The organism is Vibrio sp. 10N.247.311.12 (assembly GCF_041467515.1).
Lineage (GTDB): Bacteria > Pseudomonadota > Gammaproteobacteria > Enterobacterales > Vibrionaceae > Vibrio > Vibrio crassostreae_C.
In genome coordinates, this window is the sequence record NZ_JBFSUV010000016.1 from 39,911 (window position 1) to 55,342 (window position 15,432).

At 43.6% G+C, this 15,432-nt stretch carries 16 protein-coding genes; 6 read left to right on the forward strand and 10 right to left on the reverse strand.

The window, feature by feature from the left end:
• Nucleotides 1-20: 20 nt before the first annotated feature.
• Nucleotides 21-350: an STAS domain-containing protein gene (locus tag AB6E30_RS09060; RefSeq protein ID WP_050621341.1), complete on the reverse strand. Its 330-nt coding sequence runs from the start codon at nucleotides 348-350 to the stop codon at nucleotides 21-23.
• Nucleotides 351-661: 311 nt separating this feature from the next.
• Here AB6E30_RS09060 and AB6E30_RS09065 point away from each other — a divergent pair, with 311 nt between their 5' ends.
• Entirely contained in the window at nucleotides 662-1,504 is an 843-nt protein-coding gene (locus AB6E30_RS09065) for a DNA ligase (protein WP_102393723.1), read from the forward strand.
• A gap of 101 nt (nucleotides 1,505-1,605) precedes the next feature.
• Here AB6E30_RS09065 and AB6E30_RS09070 read toward each other — a convergent pair whose 3' ends face one another.
• Complete coding sequence (locus tag AB6E30_RS09070; protein WP_017070849.1) at nucleotides 1,606-2,976, reverse strand: MATE family efflux transporter; 1,371 nt, start codon at nucleotides 2,974-2,976, stop codon at nucleotides 1,606-1,608.
• Nucleotides 2,977-3,137: 161 nt separating this feature from the next.
• Between AB6E30_RS09070 and AB6E30_RS09075 the strand changes: the two genes are divergently transcribed.
• Nucleotides 3,138-3,746: a riboflavin synthase gene (locus AB6E30_RS09075; protein WP_017065861.1), complete on the forward strand. Its 609-nt coding sequence runs from the start codon at nucleotides 3,138-3,140 to the stop codon at nucleotides 3,744-3,746.
• Nucleotides 3,747-3,931: 185 nt separating this feature from the next.
• Here AB6E30_RS09075 and AB6E30_RS09080 read toward each other — a convergent pair whose 3' ends face one another.
• Nucleotides 3,932-4,135, reverse strand: coding sequence for a CPXCG motif-containing cysteine-rich protein (locus tag AB6E30_RS09080; protein WP_004733789.1), 204 nt, complete (start codon nucleotides 4,133-4,135; stop codon nucleotides 3,932-3,934).
• A 92-nt stretch (nucleotides 4,136-4,227) separates the two neighbouring features.
• A complete protein-coding gene (locus AB6E30_RS09085) occupies nucleotides 4,228-5,094 on the reverse strand; it encodes a fructosamine kinase family protein (protein WP_102393724.1) in 867 nt (288 codons plus the stop codon).
• Nucleotides 5,095-5,679: 585 nt separating this feature from the next.
• On the opposite strand from AB6E30_RS09085, the gene AB6E30_RS09090 reads away from it, so the two are divergent.
• Nucleotides 5,680-6,024: a DUF3802 family protein gene (locus AB6E30_RS09090; protein ID WP_010440912.1), complete on the forward strand. Its 345-nt coding sequence runs from the start codon at nucleotides 5,680-5,682 to the stop codon at nucleotides 6,022-6,024.
• 107 nt (nucleotides 6,025-6,131) lie between these two features.
• Here the strand turns inward: AB6E30_RS09090 and AB6E30_RS09095 are convergent, their stop codons facing one another.
• Nucleotides 6,132-6,617: a C40 family peptidase gene (locus AB6E30_RS09095; protein WP_017059602.1), complete on the reverse strand. Its 486-nt coding sequence runs from the start codon at nucleotides 6,615-6,617 to the stop codon at nucleotides 6,132-6,134.
• A gap of 104 nt (nucleotides 6,618-6,721) precedes the next feature.
• On the opposite strand from AB6E30_RS09095, the gene AB6E30_RS09100 reads away from it, so the two are divergent.
• On the forward strand, nucleotides 6,722-8,767 hold the full coding sequence (locus AB6E30_RS09100) for a methyl-accepting chemotaxis protein (RefSeq protein ID WP_102393725.1): 2,046 nt from the start codon (nucleotides 6,722-6,724) through the stop codon (nucleotides 8,765-8,767).
• 115 nt (nucleotides 8,768-8,882) lie between these two features.
• On the opposite strand, the gene AB6E30_RS09105 is transcribed toward AB6E30_RS09100, so the two are convergent.
• Nucleotides 8,883-9,692 carry a sterol desaturase family protein gene (locus AB6E30_RS09105; RefSeq protein ID WP_017070845.1) on the reverse strand — a complete coding sequence of 270 codons (810 nt, stop codon included), beginning with the start codon at nucleotides 9,690-9,692 and terminating at the stop codon, nucleotides 8,883-8,885.
• A 68-nt stretch (nucleotides 9,693-9,760) separates the two neighbouring features.
• Between AB6E30_RS09105 and AB6E30_RS09110 the strand changes: the two genes are divergently transcribed.
• Complete coding sequence (locus AB6E30_RS09110; protein WP_080582212.1) at nucleotides 9,761-10,507, forward strand: tRNA-uridine aminocarboxypropyltransferase; 747 nt, start codon at nucleotides 9,761-9,763, stop codon at nucleotides 10,505-10,507.
• A gap of 163 nt (nucleotides 10,508-10,670) precedes the next feature.
• Nucleotides 10,671-11,579, forward strand: a complete 909-nt coding sequence (gene nagK, locus AB6E30_RS09115; RefSeq protein ID WP_017068179.1) for an N-acetylglucosamine kinase — start codon at nucleotides 10,671-10,673, stop codon at nucleotides 11,577-11,579.
• A 179-nt stretch (nucleotides 11,580-11,758) separates the two neighbouring features.
• Here nagK and AB6E30_RS09120 read toward each other — a convergent pair whose 3' ends face one another.
• From AB6E30_RS09120 to AB6E30_RS09135, 4 genes are all read right to left on the reverse strand, one after another.
• A complete protein-coding gene (locus AB6E30_RS09120; protein WP_102393726.1) occupies nucleotides 11,759-12,025 on the reverse strand; it encodes a DUF2960 family protein in 267 nt (88 codons plus the stop codon).
• 301 nt (nucleotides 12,026-12,326) lie between these two features.
• The gene (locus tag AB6E30_RS09125) at nucleotides 12,327-14,144 is read right to left on the reverse strand and encodes a bifunctional molybdopterin-guanine dinucleotide biosynthesis adaptor protein MobB/molybdopterin molybdotransferase MoeA (RefSeq protein WP_372103339.1); all 1,818 of its coding nucleotides are present in this window, start codon (nucleotides 14,142-14,144) and stop codon (nucleotides 12,327-12,329) included.
• Nucleotides 14,144-14,728, reverse strand: a complete 585-nt coding sequence (gene mobA / locus AB6E30_RS09130; protein ID WP_128160576.1) for a molybdenum cofactor guanylyltransferase MobA — start codon at nucleotides 14,726-14,728, stop codon at nucleotides 14,144-14,146. Before mobA ends, AB6E30_RS09125 begins: the two co-directional genes overlap by 1 nt.
• Nucleotides 14,706-15,425: an energy-coupling factor ABC transporter ATP-binding protein gene (locus tag AB6E30_RS09135; protein ID WP_176681197.1), complete on the reverse strand. Its 720-nt coding sequence runs from the start codon at nucleotides 15,423-15,425 to the stop codon at nucleotides 14,706-14,708. Before AB6E30_RS09135 ends, mobA begins: the two co-directional genes overlap by 23 nt.
• Between the last annotated feature and the right edge of the window lie 7 nt (nucleotides 15,426-15,432).

Below are 15,432 nucleotides of genomic sequence, written 5' to 3' on the forward strand. Positions count from 1 at the left end.
ACTTCTAGCTTAGTGGTTCTTCATGAATTTGCAGGATTTTTTGAATTTACTGGGATAGCGTGGCCAATACGTAGTAGGTTCATAATTTCAAGAGGCTGACCAGTCACATTTTCAAGTCGCATGTTGCGCTCGCGTTCAGTCAGACGTTTGAACATATAAACAATCGCGCCAACACCAGATGAATCTAAAAACTCAACCTGGCTAAAATCAACTTCGATTTCAGGGTGACCATCGTTAGAAATCACATCATCGATGTCGGTTTGTGCATCACGACTGCCTGCTGCATCCAGATCACCGAAAATAGAAAGTGTCAGTGTCGTTGTGTTTAAATCAATCTTACGTAGTTCCATAGCGATATCTCCTTTTAAGTATGTATGGACAATTGCACTGAATGTGCCAACTTTTATATTGTTATTTTTCAATGACTTATATTTATCGTGAATTCCCATCTCAAATTGAGAAAAGGCATTTCTCAATTTGAGAACTAAAAACGGCGGATCATATGAGAGCCATAAGTCATTAATCTAATGAATAGATGCAAGGGTTAGATAAGGTTGATGAGTGGATCGCATCTTCTAGCAAAGATTGTCTAACTGCGTGTTAGAGCACTTACGATTAAAAGCATTTGTTGACCACTACAGTTATTAATACGGAGAAGATGATGAGATTAACCAAACTGGCTTTAGCCACTCTATGGGTGTGTTCGCTTTCATCTCATTCATCCTATTTACCTCCGGACTATTTGGTGCTTGCAAACTCCTACCAGCAAGGCATAGATGTTTCTGAATACTGGAAGAGTGAAAAACTTGATGGGATTCGGGCTCTATGGGATGGACAACATCTTTATACACGCAATGGTAATCGTATTTACTCACCGAAGTGGTTTACGGAAAACTTACCTAAGGTCCATCTCGAAGGAGAGTTGTGGGCAGGAAGGGGCAAGTTCCACCTTGTTCAATCTACCGTTCTCGACCATACGCCGAGTGACACAGCATGGCGCCAAATCGATTTCATGCTGTTTGATATGCCCGGCGCTGCGGGAGATTATCAAAAGCGCTATTACAACATTTTGCATTGGGTAAGCGTGATTGGAGAATCTCATGTCAGCTACATAGAACATGTACCAATTCACAGTGAAGAGGCTTTGTTTCATCAACTTGATAATGTCGATGAGCGTAATGGCGAAGGTTTGATGCTTAGAAAAATCACCAGTCGTTATCAAGCAGGCCGAAGTAATGATTTGTTAAAGCTTAAAAGGCATCACGATGCCGAAGCCACGGTTATTGGCTATAGGGGTGGGACAGGGAAGTACAAAGGGATGATGGGGTCAATTCTGGTTCACACAGAAGAGGGTGTGGAATTTTATATAGGTAGCGGGTTCACTGACCAAATGAGACTTGTACCGCCAGAGATCGGCAGCCGTATTACCTTTCGCTACAATGGTTTTACTCAAAACGGAAAACCCAAGTTTGCCCGCTTTGTACGAGAGAAGAGTGAATATTAAGGCAGATACGATCTACCTAACCATTAAACGAAAAAGAGCCCTGAAAATCAGAGCTCTTTTTTGTGTTCGAAATCAGATAGACCGACTAAGCGAGTGCGAATCTAACGAGAACTAAATTCTAACTGTACGTCATCATCCTGCTTGTGCATCCAGTGTAAGCGCATACCTAGCATAATCGCTGCTGATGTTAGACCGACAATGAAACCAATCCAGAAGCCGTGCGCTCCCATAGGTTCAACAATCCAATCTTTCATTCCTAAGATGTAGCCGATAGGAAGGCCAAGCAACCAGTAAGCAACGAAGGTAATGTTGAAGATTGAACGCATGTCTTTGTAGCCACGCAGAGCACCTGCAGCGATAACTTGGATGGCATCAGTACATTGATAAACCGCCGCGAACAACAGCAACTGCATTGCAACGGTAATTACCGCAGTGTTCTCTGTGTAAAGTAATGCAACCTGTTCTCTGAACAGGACAGTTAACGCCGCTGTCATTAAGGCTGTCACTAAACCAACAATGATACCTACGTGTGTCGCGATCTTAGCGCCTTCGGTGTTGTTTTCGCCCAACTTATGCCCAACACGAATACTCACGGCTGCACCGATACTCATTGGAATCATGAAGACCAGCGAAGAGAAGTTGATCGCGACTTGGTGCGCGGCAACAATCAACGAGCCAAGTGGGGCAACCAACAAGGAAACAACCGCAAACAAGGTTACCTCGAAGAAGATAGCGGCTGCGACAGGGAAACCAAGTCTAAACAGGCGAATTTGAGCTTTAAGTTGCGGCTTATGGAACGTACCGAAGATGTTGATTTTCGATAACCGTTTTGAAGTTAAAACGTAAGCGAATAGCAGTGCAAACATCACCCAGTATACGATAGCCGTTGCAACGCCACAGCCAACACCACCCAATGCAGGAGCACCAAGTTTTCCGTATACGAACATCCAGTTAAGCGGGATGTTTAATAACAAGCCAATAAAACCAATCACCATTGCAGGCTTGGTTAAAGACATACCATCGGTAAAACTTCGCAATGTTTGGAACAACAAGAAAGCGGGTACAGCAAACATCACCGCATTCATATAGCCGATGGTCTTTTCCGCCATGAGTTGTTCAATGTCCATCCACTCCAATATCAATTGTGTTTGAAAAAGCACACCAATGATTGGAAGGGAGATGACGAGCGCTAAAAATGCGCCTTGTTGAATTTCGAATGGAATTTTTACTTGTCGACCAGAACCATTCAGTTGTGCAACGACAGGAACCAACGCCATCAATAGACCAACACCAAATAGGATTGATGGTAGCCAGATACTTGCTGCAATCGAAACCGCCGCCATATCGATAGCACTTACGCCACCGGCCATTACGGTATCAACAAAACCCATTCCAGTTTGTGCAACGGATGCGATCAATACTGGGGTCGCAAGTTTGATTAGATTCGAGGATTCTTCTTTGTAACGATGCACAAACAACTCCAAATAAGAGGGAAAATTAGAATAATAGTGTAGGAAAGGACATTCTGAAGGAATCAGAGACAATGATCTTAAGCTTCCACTGGACGAATCATAAAGAAATGTCACAATAACTGCTATGAAAAACTGTTATTAGAATGCTAAATAGGAATCTTATGTTTACAGGTATCGTTCAAGGCATGGCAACACTGGTTGCTATCAACAAAAAAGAGTCGTTTCAAACTCATACCATTGAGCTAAGCGATGAAATGGTTGAAGGATTAGCCATTGGTGCTTCAGTAGCTCATAACGGTTGTTGCTTAACGGTAACGGAAATTTCAGGCAACCAGATTGCTTTTGATTTAATGCAAGCGACATTGCGATTGACGAACTTAGGCCAGCTGAATGTTGGTGACAAAGTGAATGTTGAGCGTGCAGCAAAGTTTGGTGACGAAATTGGCGGACATAGCATGTCTGGCCACATTACTCTGATGGCTAACCTCGTTGATGTGATTAAGACAGAAAATAACCGTACGCTTTGGTTTGAGCTGCCGCAAGAATCAATGAAGTATGTGCTGAGCAAGGGCTACATTGGCGTTGATGGTTGTTCATTGACAATCGGTGAAGTGGAAGAGAACCGTTTCTCTGTTCACCTGATCCCAGAAACGCTGAATCGCACTCTGTTTGGCGGCCGTGAAGTAGGCGACCAAGTAAACATTGAGTTTGATCCTCAAACACAAGCGATTGTTGATACTGTTGAACGCGTACTAGCAAACCAAAAATAGTAATTGCGGTTTATCAACAGCACTTGCTTAAAAAGCGCTGACTAAGTAAACCTCGAAGACATTAAAAAAGAGCACATTGAGTGCTCTTTTTCTATTTGTATGTATCTGCGTTTTTCTAGGCTAGCCACAAAATCGAGGGTAGCTTTAAATCGAGGTGTAGAGCCAACTCGACAAGAGCGTAGGTGTTAGAAGACTTGTTCGTCGTCTGCATCAATCGAGAGATTAATTCTGTCTCTGACTTCATCTACCTGCATATCGAGGTGAATGGCATTGCAACACGCCGGGCAATCGTCATAAAAATCTTGGCTCCCATTAGAAGCATCGAGCGTTATGCTGATTGCATGCCCACAGTGGGGGCACGAGACATGTTTCTCTGTGTATTTATGCATGGCTAATTCTCCTCACTGTATCTTGTCCAAATCGTAGTAGCTTTAAAGATCGCAGTAGCGTTATAGAACGCGATAGCTAGCTGTGATTAGTATTAAACGGCCTGTATCTTCTGAATGCATGCTTCAGTTTGTGCTAAATATTCGCCGCCAAATTGATTGCAGTGGTTAAGAAGATGGTACAAGTTGTAAATGTCTTTCCGATCAGTATAGCCAACGTCGAGTGGATTGACGCTCTGGTAACCTTCATAAAACTCTTTAGGGAAACCTTCAAACAATTCAGTTAACGCCAAATCACACTCATGGTCCCCCCAGTAACAAGCAGGGTCGTAGCAAATTGGGCCAAACGCAGAGTTAGCAACATTGCCATTCCAAAGATCCCCATGAAGCAAAGAAGGGCGAGGGTTGTGGCCAGCAAGACGCATATTCACCACATCAACGATGTCATCGATATCACCAAACTCGATGCCTTTCTCTTTGAGCAGTTGCAGTTGGAAACCAATGCGTTGCTCAGAGAAAAAGCGACCCCATTTCTTATGCCAAGGGTTGGGTTGAAGTGTGCTGCCGATATAGTTGTCTTGGTCGCAACCAAACTCTTTTTGCTCGCCCCATTGATGAAGCCGCGCAAGCTGAACGCCGAAATCGAAGCTATTGTTGCCCGTCTCGAGCGGTTTGGTCGGCAAGTAATTCAGAATAATGAACGAGCACTCTTTGGTTTTGCCAATAAGCACCAACTCAGGAACGTAAACAGTGGAGGTTTCTCTTAACAAGCGTAAGTTCTCAGCTTCAATTTCAAACTTAGGTAAAAATTCTCGCTGATTCACTTTCACAAAGTAACGCTCATTACCATCGCTGATCATATAGCAATCGTTAATGTCGCCACCAGAAACCTTGGTACGTTCAGTAATCTGAAAGTTAAATAGAAGAGTATCTGAAAGTTGTTGAGAAATGGCCTGCCACATAGGAAATCCTCAAAGACTGAAAGTTAAAAAGATTGAAGGTTAGAAATACTGTTTGTTTAATAGCAATAGTTTAGGATAAATCTGAACAATTTATAGACGCACTCGTCAATGTTCTTAGCTCTTCTTCATCTTACGTAGAATCAATTGGCCGAATTGTGAACTCGAACTGATTCAAGCTCTTTGAAATACAAACATAAATTGAAAACCTGACGTGATGAAATAGTTTGGAACTGGTCTCACAATCGAAACGGTTTTGAACGCCACAAACTGGAAAAGAGGTTTGAGCTTGTTATTGTCTAGCGACTAAATCAAATGAGCTTTTAGAGTAAGTTGAAAGGGCTATTGTTAACTGGCGCAATACTTTGCTTCAAAGTTTGTCTTACACTTCTTTAGCGTGAATTTACTTATGTCGTAAGTAGGCAGGTATACCACATAAAGCTATATCGATTTAATTTTAAGCTGAAATACTAACTAGGATCATTTAAATGTAGTTTTGGGCAATAAAGTGATGACAAATAGCTTCATTTACATAGTATTAGGCAAGTACGTATTAATCTGCTCTAGAGCTTAAAACGGAGAATTATTGTGGTTGTAGAAACCGATGGCTATTTGGCTTTAATCGAGCACCTATCATTCAACCTTGATGTGTTTACCAATAGTAATGGTGATACTGGAAACGAAAGTGTCGAAGACATTGTTACCGACATGATTTCAACAAACATCATGGCTATTTTCGAGCAAAACCCAGAGTTGCATTCGAGCGTTCGTTTTCAACTTTTGAAAGAAGCAGATGCCGTAGTAGCGGATCTTGGTGAAGTATTAGCGGGTGTGTGGGCTAAGAAAGCGACTAACGAACAAATTGTATTCCTCGATGAGTACATCGCGTTAGTGAAGAACCTGTTTGATACTGCTGTTGCTAAATACGATTAACGGTTTGTTTGCTCATTTATCGTCGTAATTAATCAGTATAATAACAACGGGCGTTTAAGTCGTATCTTTCTAGAGTTACCTCGCTCAGCGGTTTATCTTTCGAACCGCTATAAACGCCTAAAGTGCCAAAACTTGGATGCCCAGTAAGGGTTATCTAACCTAGAAATAATGACACCTTTCGATGTCGAGGCATGTAGAAATTGGTTGTTTCCTAAATAAACGCCTACATGTCGCACCGTCATCGAAGTCTTGAAAAACACCAAGTCACCGCTTGTTGCCTGCCCATACGCAATTTCTTTTCCCTTTTTACTCTGGTCTTTTGTGGTTCTTGGTAGAGCTTGTTGAGTCGCATTTTGCACGGCGATTTGAACAAAAGCAGAGCAATCTATACCTCGAAATGAGGTCCCACCGAAATGGTATGGCACGCCTTTCCACTGTTCATACACGCTCATATAAGCGTTTGTAGTCAATTGTTCTGACTTTGATAGGGGTTTCTGTGCGGTTTGACTAAGCTGAGAAGGCGAAGGTGACGAGCTACAAGCAGCCAATGTTGCTAAAGTTATTGTAACTACAGCCATTTTTCTGATTTTCATATGTAACTCTTCTGACAAAAAACTGAAATAAAAACGTCATCAAGGACTTCTAGTATACGACCTAACTTAAGGATATCTCTTTTCGTAGTCAAACTGGATTTCACATGCCCGACACAAATTTATCAATAAAACCCTCACGTTATACATTCTCGCTCATTCAAACCGTCACTGCTGTATTTATTTCCATTCTTTTACTCGTTAGTTTTTTATCAATGGTTAGCATTCGGGGAGTTGAACGGGTCGGGGGACATTTTGATGCACTTTCAGAACAAGCTTTACCCCTTGCTTTACACAACGCCGAATTAACGCAAAGCGTATTAGAGCAAGTAAAACTTCTCACCTATAGCACCCAGTCAACCGACTTAGATGCGCTGAATTCGACAAGGGTTTCAATTGACCAACTCGCAACAGAGAGTAATACCACGCTTGAGGAACTCCTTTTTATCTCCCAATCTTTTCCTGATGCGATCTCTTTAGAGCAACAACAAAACCTTATTGATGATATGGCCCAACTGCAAACCATGACTAATACGGTACTGCTGGCGCAGATTGAGATTCAAAGTAAGCAAAATCTGATCGACAGTAAAATGGGCGAGTTTCGTTATGGTGTTGGATCGATCGGACCTGAAATGAACCGAATCAGCTCATTCTTGGTTGAAGACAACCCAGAAGCGAGCGATGCAGCGAACCGATTTACATCCAGTGCGTCTGCTATGGCGAACACCTTCTTGATGTTGATGATGCAATCTGACATTGACAAAGCACAAGACGAATACCGTCAATTGAGAAACCGAATCGCAGGCCTTAACTTGGCTTACAGCGATTTTGCCGATTGGCACCCAGACATCGCTGAGTTCGCGAGCTTGACGGCGCCTTACGAAATGGTGAAAGAAGGCTTCACCGAGCAAGGGATAATCAAACAAATTCTCTTGAAACTCGAACTGGTTCAGCAGCAAGAGCAAAACTTAACGCAAGTCATCACCTTAGCAAACACCGTCATAAGCACATTGAATCAGTTGTCTTCTACCGCTTCCCACCTGATTGATGAAAGTGAACTGGTTGTAAATCAAACCATCACCAATATTGATCGTGTGTTGTTTATCAGCGGGCTAGTGATTGCCTTTATTATTGTGATCTCATGGTTCGTGTTACGCCGTTGGATGAATAAAGGGCTTAAAAACATTACACACCAGTTGAGTTCACTTGCAGATCACGATTTCTCTAAACAGAGTGAACTGATGGGGCCGCTAGAGCTGCAAGTTATCACTTCAAAACTTAATACGGTCGTTGATTCCACCGCGGACTCGGTTCGTTTGGTAACGCTTAATTGTGAAACGCTCTATCAAACCGCTGAAGTAAGTCATGATGCTGCCGAGCAAACCAATTCAAGCTTGAACGAGCAGAACGAATCACTACAGAATATGATCACCACAATTACAGAACTTGAAGCATCCATTGGTGAGATTGCTCGTATCTCGAACGCATCGAATGACGACGCGCAGATAGCAGAAGACGAATCAGTCAATGGTAGCCAAGTAGTCGGCCTTAACCAGAAGCGATTACAAGCACTCGAGCAATCTCTTAGCCTGAATCAAGAATCGATGACGGACTTGGATATTCGCGTTAAACAGATTCGTGAAATGGTTGACGTGATCAGTGGTATTGCTGAAAACACCAACTTACTCGCATTGAATGCCGCAATAGAAGCAGCGCGAGCAGGGGACCAAGGTCGCGGGTTTGCCGTGGTTGCCGATGAAGTACGAAAACTGGCGAGTGGTACCTCCCAGCAAACCACTAATATTCGTAATATGATGAACGAATTGGTGGCGGCAGCTGACCGGTCACGTGCTTCTGTAACGGAATCGAGAAGCGAAATGGCGAATGCACTGGAAACCAGTGGCGATGTAAAGCAGGCCTTCGAGAAAATCGAATTCGCGGTTAGCCAGATCAAAGGCCGTGTTGAGCAAATCATGGTGGCAACCGAACAACAAGCCCGTGCGACTGTCGATGTAACGCATTCTATCACTCGCGTGTCTGAGCAGGGTGAGAACACTAAACTGCAACTTGAATCTATGATCGAGAGTTCAGAGCAAGTCGGAGAGATAGCAGGGCGCCAACAAGCTATGCTTCATAAGTACGTATTGAAGTAAGTGTGTAAACGTCGTCCGGAAGTGGGAATTGCCGCTGAAAGGTGAGAAGCTACGCATATAAAAATGGTGCAATCTCTTATGAGTTTGCGCCATTTTTTATTATTTTCTTGAGGCGTTAGGTCTTGTCTTTCGAATGAGGGAAGGAAGCGAATGGTTGGCGTAACATTAAATCTAGCCGTTGCTCTTTACCATCTTGAATCTCGGGAACACCAATATGCACCTTGTCATGACCAAGCTTGGGTTGGGCGCGGTAAGTCTTAAACCAGATGTCCCACACTGATAAAAAGAAGCCAAAGTTTGAGTGCGTTTCCTTAACAATGACCGAGTGATGAACGCGGTGCATGTCTGGTGTCACAATCACTTTTCTCAATCGTTTATCGAACCATAGCGGAAGACGTGCATTGCTATGGTTAAACATCGCGCTCGCATTAAGAACAATTTCAAAGATCACGACAGCAATGACAGGCACACCAAGTGCGATCACCAAACTCACCTTGATGAGCATTGAAAGAATCATCTCAATAGGGTGAAAGCGCGTTCCGGTTGTGACATCGATATCTAGATCCGCATGGTGAACTCGATGTAGCTTCCACAACCAAGGAACACGGTGAAACACCAAGTGCTGTAGGTAAATGGCACAATCCAAGAGCAATACACAGATCAGAATGGTCAATTCTTTCGGAAGTGACAGGGTATTGAACAGACCCCATTGGTTTTCTTGTGCGATAACCGCCGCTTGAAATGCTGCGATAGGAATTATAGTGGCCAATAGAAAGCTGTTCAAAGCGACTAACGCAAAGTTGTTTCCCCAGCGAAACCATTTGCTTTGAGTCAGTGCTTTACGTGGAAAACGGTATTCCCAAAGCGCACACAGTCCGAAAACGACAATAAAACAAACAAGGCGAAGCAGTGATGGGTCTTGCATGGGAATTCCTTCTATCATTCTAGGGACACTGTAAGTACAATCGTGCCACTTTTCTAGATTTATCGTTATTGTCCATGAGAATCCACGCTTTTCACCGTTTATATCAACACCGTTTGTCTCTTTCTACCAAGCCGTTTAACGCGCGCGGGTGTAAAGTGGTTCGATGTCAGTTCTGTAAAATCAAACAAGACAGCTGTATCTGTGAACATCAACCAGACGTAAATACGAACGTCGCGACCATGTTGATCTTATCGGACAACGAAATACTCAAACCAAGTAATACCGGCCGTTTAATCCTTGATACCGTTAAAGACAGCTATGCCTACCTTTGGCACCGCACTGAACCGAATCAAGAGATGCTTGATGTGCTGAAAGACGATAAATATCAGCCAGTCGTGGTCTTTCCTGAAGATTATACCGATGACAAATCGCGTGTGGTTGCAGATCTTGCTGAAATGCGAGATTCGAACAAGACGTTGCTGCTGATCTTTATTGATGGTAGTTGGCGTGAAGCACGACGTATTTTCCGTCGTTCAGAGTATCTGCAAGACTTACCGGTGTTGTCGATCGAACCAGAATCGGTTTCGCAATACATGATGCGTAAGTCAGACAACGAACAACATCTCTCGACTGCAGAAGTAGCGAGCTTGGTTTTGAAACAGGCTGGTGAAGAGCAGGGCGCAAAGACTTTACAGCTGTGGTTTGAGACATTTCGTGAAAGCTACATGCTAAGTAAGACGCGTTATAAGTCCGATCCAACCAAACCAAGCCTGAACGCTTTCATAGAGCACACTAAAAATGAGACGTCACTCTAACCTTTAACCGCTTTGTGCTGACTTGTTGTTCAAACAGATTCGAACACGAGATAAGTTTGTTATCCATCACGGTTTGTAGGGGGAGTGTTATGGATAATGCGTCCTAGATGTTTAATTTGAAAAATTTATTTGCCCGAATTTAGGGAAAAATTGGAGAGATTTCATGTATTACGGCTTCGATGTTGGCGGCACAAAAATTGAATTTGGTGCGTTCAATGAAAAACTTGAGCGAGTAGCAACAGAACGCGTACCAACGCCTACTGAAGATTATCAACTGCTACTTGATACGATTGCCGGTTTGGTGAAGAAGTACGACAGTGAATTTTCTTGCGAAGGTAAAATTGGTCTTGGTCTTCCTGGTATGGAAGATGCTGACGACGGCACAATGCTGGTTGTTAACGTGCCAGCTTCAACGGGGAAACCACTACGTAAAGACCTAGAAGCACTTATTGGTCGTAGTGTGAAAATTGAAAATGATGCGAATTGCTTTGCGCTTTCAGAAGCGTGGGATGACGAGCTTAAAGACGAACCATCAGTAGCAGGCCTAATTCTAGGTACTGGTTTTGGTGGCGGGTTAGTTTACGAAGGCAAAGTGTTCTCTGGTCGTAACCACGTTGCTGGTGAACTGGGCCATATGCGTCTTCCTATTGATGCTTGGTTCCACCTTGGCGACAACGCACCGTTACTCGGTTGTGGTTGTGGCAAGAAAGGTTGTCTAGACAGCTACCTATCAGGTCGTGGCTTTGAATTGATTTACGAGCACTACTTCGGCGAGAAGAAGAAAGCAATCGAGATCATTCAAGCGTACAACGAAGGTGAAGCAAAAGCGGCTGAGCACGTTGATCGTTTCATGGAGCTATTGGCTATCTGTTTCGCGAACCTGTTTACCGGTCTTGATCCACACGTAGTTGCATTGGGTGGCGGTCTTTCAAACTTCGAACTTATCTACGAAGAGATGCCAAAGCGTATCCCTAAATACCTACTGTCTGTAGCGAAATGTCCAAAGATCATCAAAGCGAAGCATGGTGATTCAGGCGGCGTTCGTGGTGCTGCATTCCTTAACATTAAGTAATCGTGACTTAAGTTAAGCTAGCTAAGGTTAGATAGTTAAAAAGTACAAATAAAAATGCCGCAATCTCGAAAGAGGTTGCGGCATTTTTTATTGTTCGGTGCTTTCGTTTCTTTAGCTGTTAGCTGTTAACTACAAACGAAAAGCTAGAAACGACATATCAAGAAAAGAGCCAAGAGGGCTTACTTCTTCTTTTTACCAACACCAAGATTGTCTTTTTGCTTCAACGTAAGCTTAGTAAAGCCAAGCTTGCGGAAGTAGTTGTCTTGGTAGTTACGAACCGCTTTAGTATCAGAAATAAACTCAAGCTGTTGCTCAGTTTTTAGATACTCAGAGATATCGATGCCTTCAGCTGCAGCAACAGCTTCTTGGATCGTGCGGTGTTCTTGTTTTGAAAACAGTAACTCTTTGTCTTCGTCTTTGTAAGTGTACAGAATGGTACGAGCCATGGTGCTCTCCAATAGAATTATTACTTTGCGCGCACTCTACATAAAAACCGTACGTGGCTCAAGGTAATGGTAAGAAATCTTAAGATTATCGTTCTAAACGTTTAGCGTAATTTAAGCTATTTGTCTTTTAGGAAACGAACAGGTTGTTTTTCTCGAAACGAAAAGAACAAAAAGCCCCTTAACATCGAAAGCTCGATAGAAGGGGCTTCGTCTATGTCTTGGCGAAGATCTTCCAAATCACTTAAAAGCTTCTAAATCAATTAAAAAGCAGCTAAGTCAATTTAAGTGTTTGAGCTTTGAATCAAACGCGACCTTGCAGAGGAATGATCGTCACTGTCTCGCCAACTTTCACAGTATCAACTGCTGGAGATATTTCGATTAAGCAGTTCGCTTCACTCATTGAACGCAGAATACCTGAACCTTGCTTGCCCGTTGTTTTCACTTCAAGCACGCCAGATTCATTCATCGAGAACACACCACGGCTAAATTCAGTACGGCCTTGGCGTGAGCGCAGTTGTTCAGTTGCTACAGCATTTGCTTTCACTGGCGTCCAGTTCGTTTGACCTTGAAGCTTGCGGATCGCAGGCTCAACAAAGTTAATGAACGACACCATTACTGCAACTGGGTTACCCGGCAAACCAAAGAACGGTTTGTTTTCAATTTTACCGTAAGCCAGTGGGCGACCTGGACGCATGTTGATACGCCAGAAGTTGATTTGACCGAGCTTATCCAACGCAAGCTTGATGTAATCCGCATCACCAACAGACACACCACCAGAAGTCAAAACCATATCGGTTTCAAGCGACGCAGAATGCAGCACATCCATCATCTTCTGCTCATCATCTTCAATGATGCCGTAATCGACGATGTCACAGCCGAGCTTTTGAAGCATGCCGATAATAGTAAAACGATTTGAGTCATAGATAGAGTTTGGTTTTTGCTCGTGACCCGGCGCTTGAACTTCATCACCCGTAGAGAACACACCCACTTTCACTTTACGCAGAACAGGGCAGGTACCAAAACCTAACGACGCCATCATGCCCATTTCTGGCGCTTCAATGCGTGTGCCACGTGTAAAGACAGGTTGGCCGATTTCTAAATCTTCACCTGCCATACGGACATTTTGTCCAACCGAGATTTTAGCATCAGGGAAGCTAACTTTATCGCCATCTTGGACGGCTTGTTCACGCATCACGACAACATCAACGCCTTCTGGCATTGGTGCGCCGGTCATGATTTTAACGGCTTCACCTTGTTGCACGATTTGCTCGTAGCTGTGACCCGCCATGACTTCAGCAACGATGTTGTAACTGTCCAATTCTAGATCTTCACTACGAATTGCGTAGCCGTCCATTGCTGAGTTGGTGTTTTGAGGTACATTGATTGGCGAGATCACATCTTCAGCCAACACTCGACCGTAGCCCTGCAGTAGTTCAACACTCTCTGTGAGATCAAGCGCGTCAATGCTATCAACAATCTTTTGTTGGCCTTGAGTAACGGTTAAACCTGCAGGAGAGAACGAATCACAACACACTGCAGGCGTGTTGTCTTTTGAAGACGAACAAGAAGCGGTTTCGCTTATTTTCGAGGAACCGTCAAACGACTGAGCATATTCAATAATGAAATCACGAATCGCTTCTAAGTCACTGATCGCCATTTGTGGCAGTTCTGATTCCACTTGGCTGTCTGCAGCAATGGCAATAATGTTGTCATCGTTCGGGTATAACCAAGGTTTACCGACTTCATCTCTGTGCAATTCAATTTTAGGGAAAGCAATGTTCTTGCAACCTTCAACCAAAATCAGATCAAGCGTGTTGGTATCGAAACGTGTCAGAAGGTAATCAAAATCAGCTTCGGCTTCTGGCGTTTCTGTCATCATCACGTGACGGTTACGAGAAGCGATCAACATTTGATTCGCGCCCGCTTTACGTAAGCGGTAACTGTCTTTACCTGGCTTATCGACATCAAAATCGTGGTGAGCATGTTTAAGAACGCCAACTTTCAAACCTGCGTCGGTTAACAAGGGTAACAGGGCTTCAAGTACAGTTGTTTTACCTGTGCCGCTGTAGGCAGCGAAACCTAATAACGGCAGGTTAGGGCGTTGTTTTGAATCTTTCATTATTGAAGCGTTCCGAATTGGGTGAGTTCTTCTGGCGTATTAAGGTTTACAAAGCAGTTTGGTGCATCGCTGAAATCAACGTACTCAGTGACGCACTCTTTGTAGAGCAAGATTATCTTGCGATCGCCACGTTCTAAAAAGGCTTCTAGCTTTGGAAGAACACGCTTGTGGAATAGGGTAAACACGGGTTGTTTAAATTCACCATCGTGAGCCACAAGAATGTCACTGTCTTCTTTTACAGCTGCACAAAAGCGTTGTACGAGATCATCACTGATTTGTGGGCTGTCACACGGGACAAAACCGACCCAATCTGTGGTCGCGTTTTTAAGGCCGGCATGAATACCGCCCAATGGTCCTGGATAATCAGGGAAGGAATCGGAAACAACCGGAGCGAATGCTTGGTAACTCTCTAAGTTACGGTTGGCATTGATGGTGATGCTGACATCTTGTTGTGACAGCTTGTCTATAACGTATTGAATAAGCGGGGAACCGTTGAGCTCAACAAGTCCTTTATCTTTTCCGCCCATACGGCTGGCTTGCCCGCCAGCCAAAATAACCCAACTAGTTTGCGTTGGAAGCAGCATAAATATTCTCTTGTGCTTTGTTCTTTTTAATTACTTGCAGAAGGGGTGATTCGGTCAAGGTATTGTCTTTGATCCACCACTGCTTCTTGCACAAATCGGTTAACGCGTTGGTTTGGTGACTGGTAATGACTAAACTCGCGCCTCTCTGAAGAAGATCTTCGGCCATAATCACCAATCTTTCAATAGATTCTTTGTCTAAAGAAGCACTTGGTTCGTCCATCAGCAAGATTGAAGGCTTAAGAATCCAAGCTCTTGCCATTGCTACGCGTTGACGCTCACCACCAGACAACACAGAAATGTGCTCGTCTGCTAGGGTTTCTAAACCTACCATCCTCAAAGCATTAATTATTTGAGCTCGCTTATCTTTTTGGCTCTCTTTGTTAAAGCGAATGCCATAAGCGACATTTTGGTACACAGAGCCATCAAATAGGTAAGGGGTTTGATGGAGATAGATGATGTCTTTGAATTTTAGTCTAGGAAACAGGTTATGTTGCCAACTTTGTGTCGGACATTGAATACGGCCAGAGCTTGGTTTGATCAAACCTGACAAGATTTTAAGTAGGGTCGTTTTGCCAACACCGTTGTCACCCTTCAGATAAATAGCATCGTTAGGGCCGATCGACAGCTCAGGGATATGGAACAAAACACGCTCTTTGTAGCGCATTGAAATTTGCTGCGTTGTTATTTTTATACTCATGACAGCG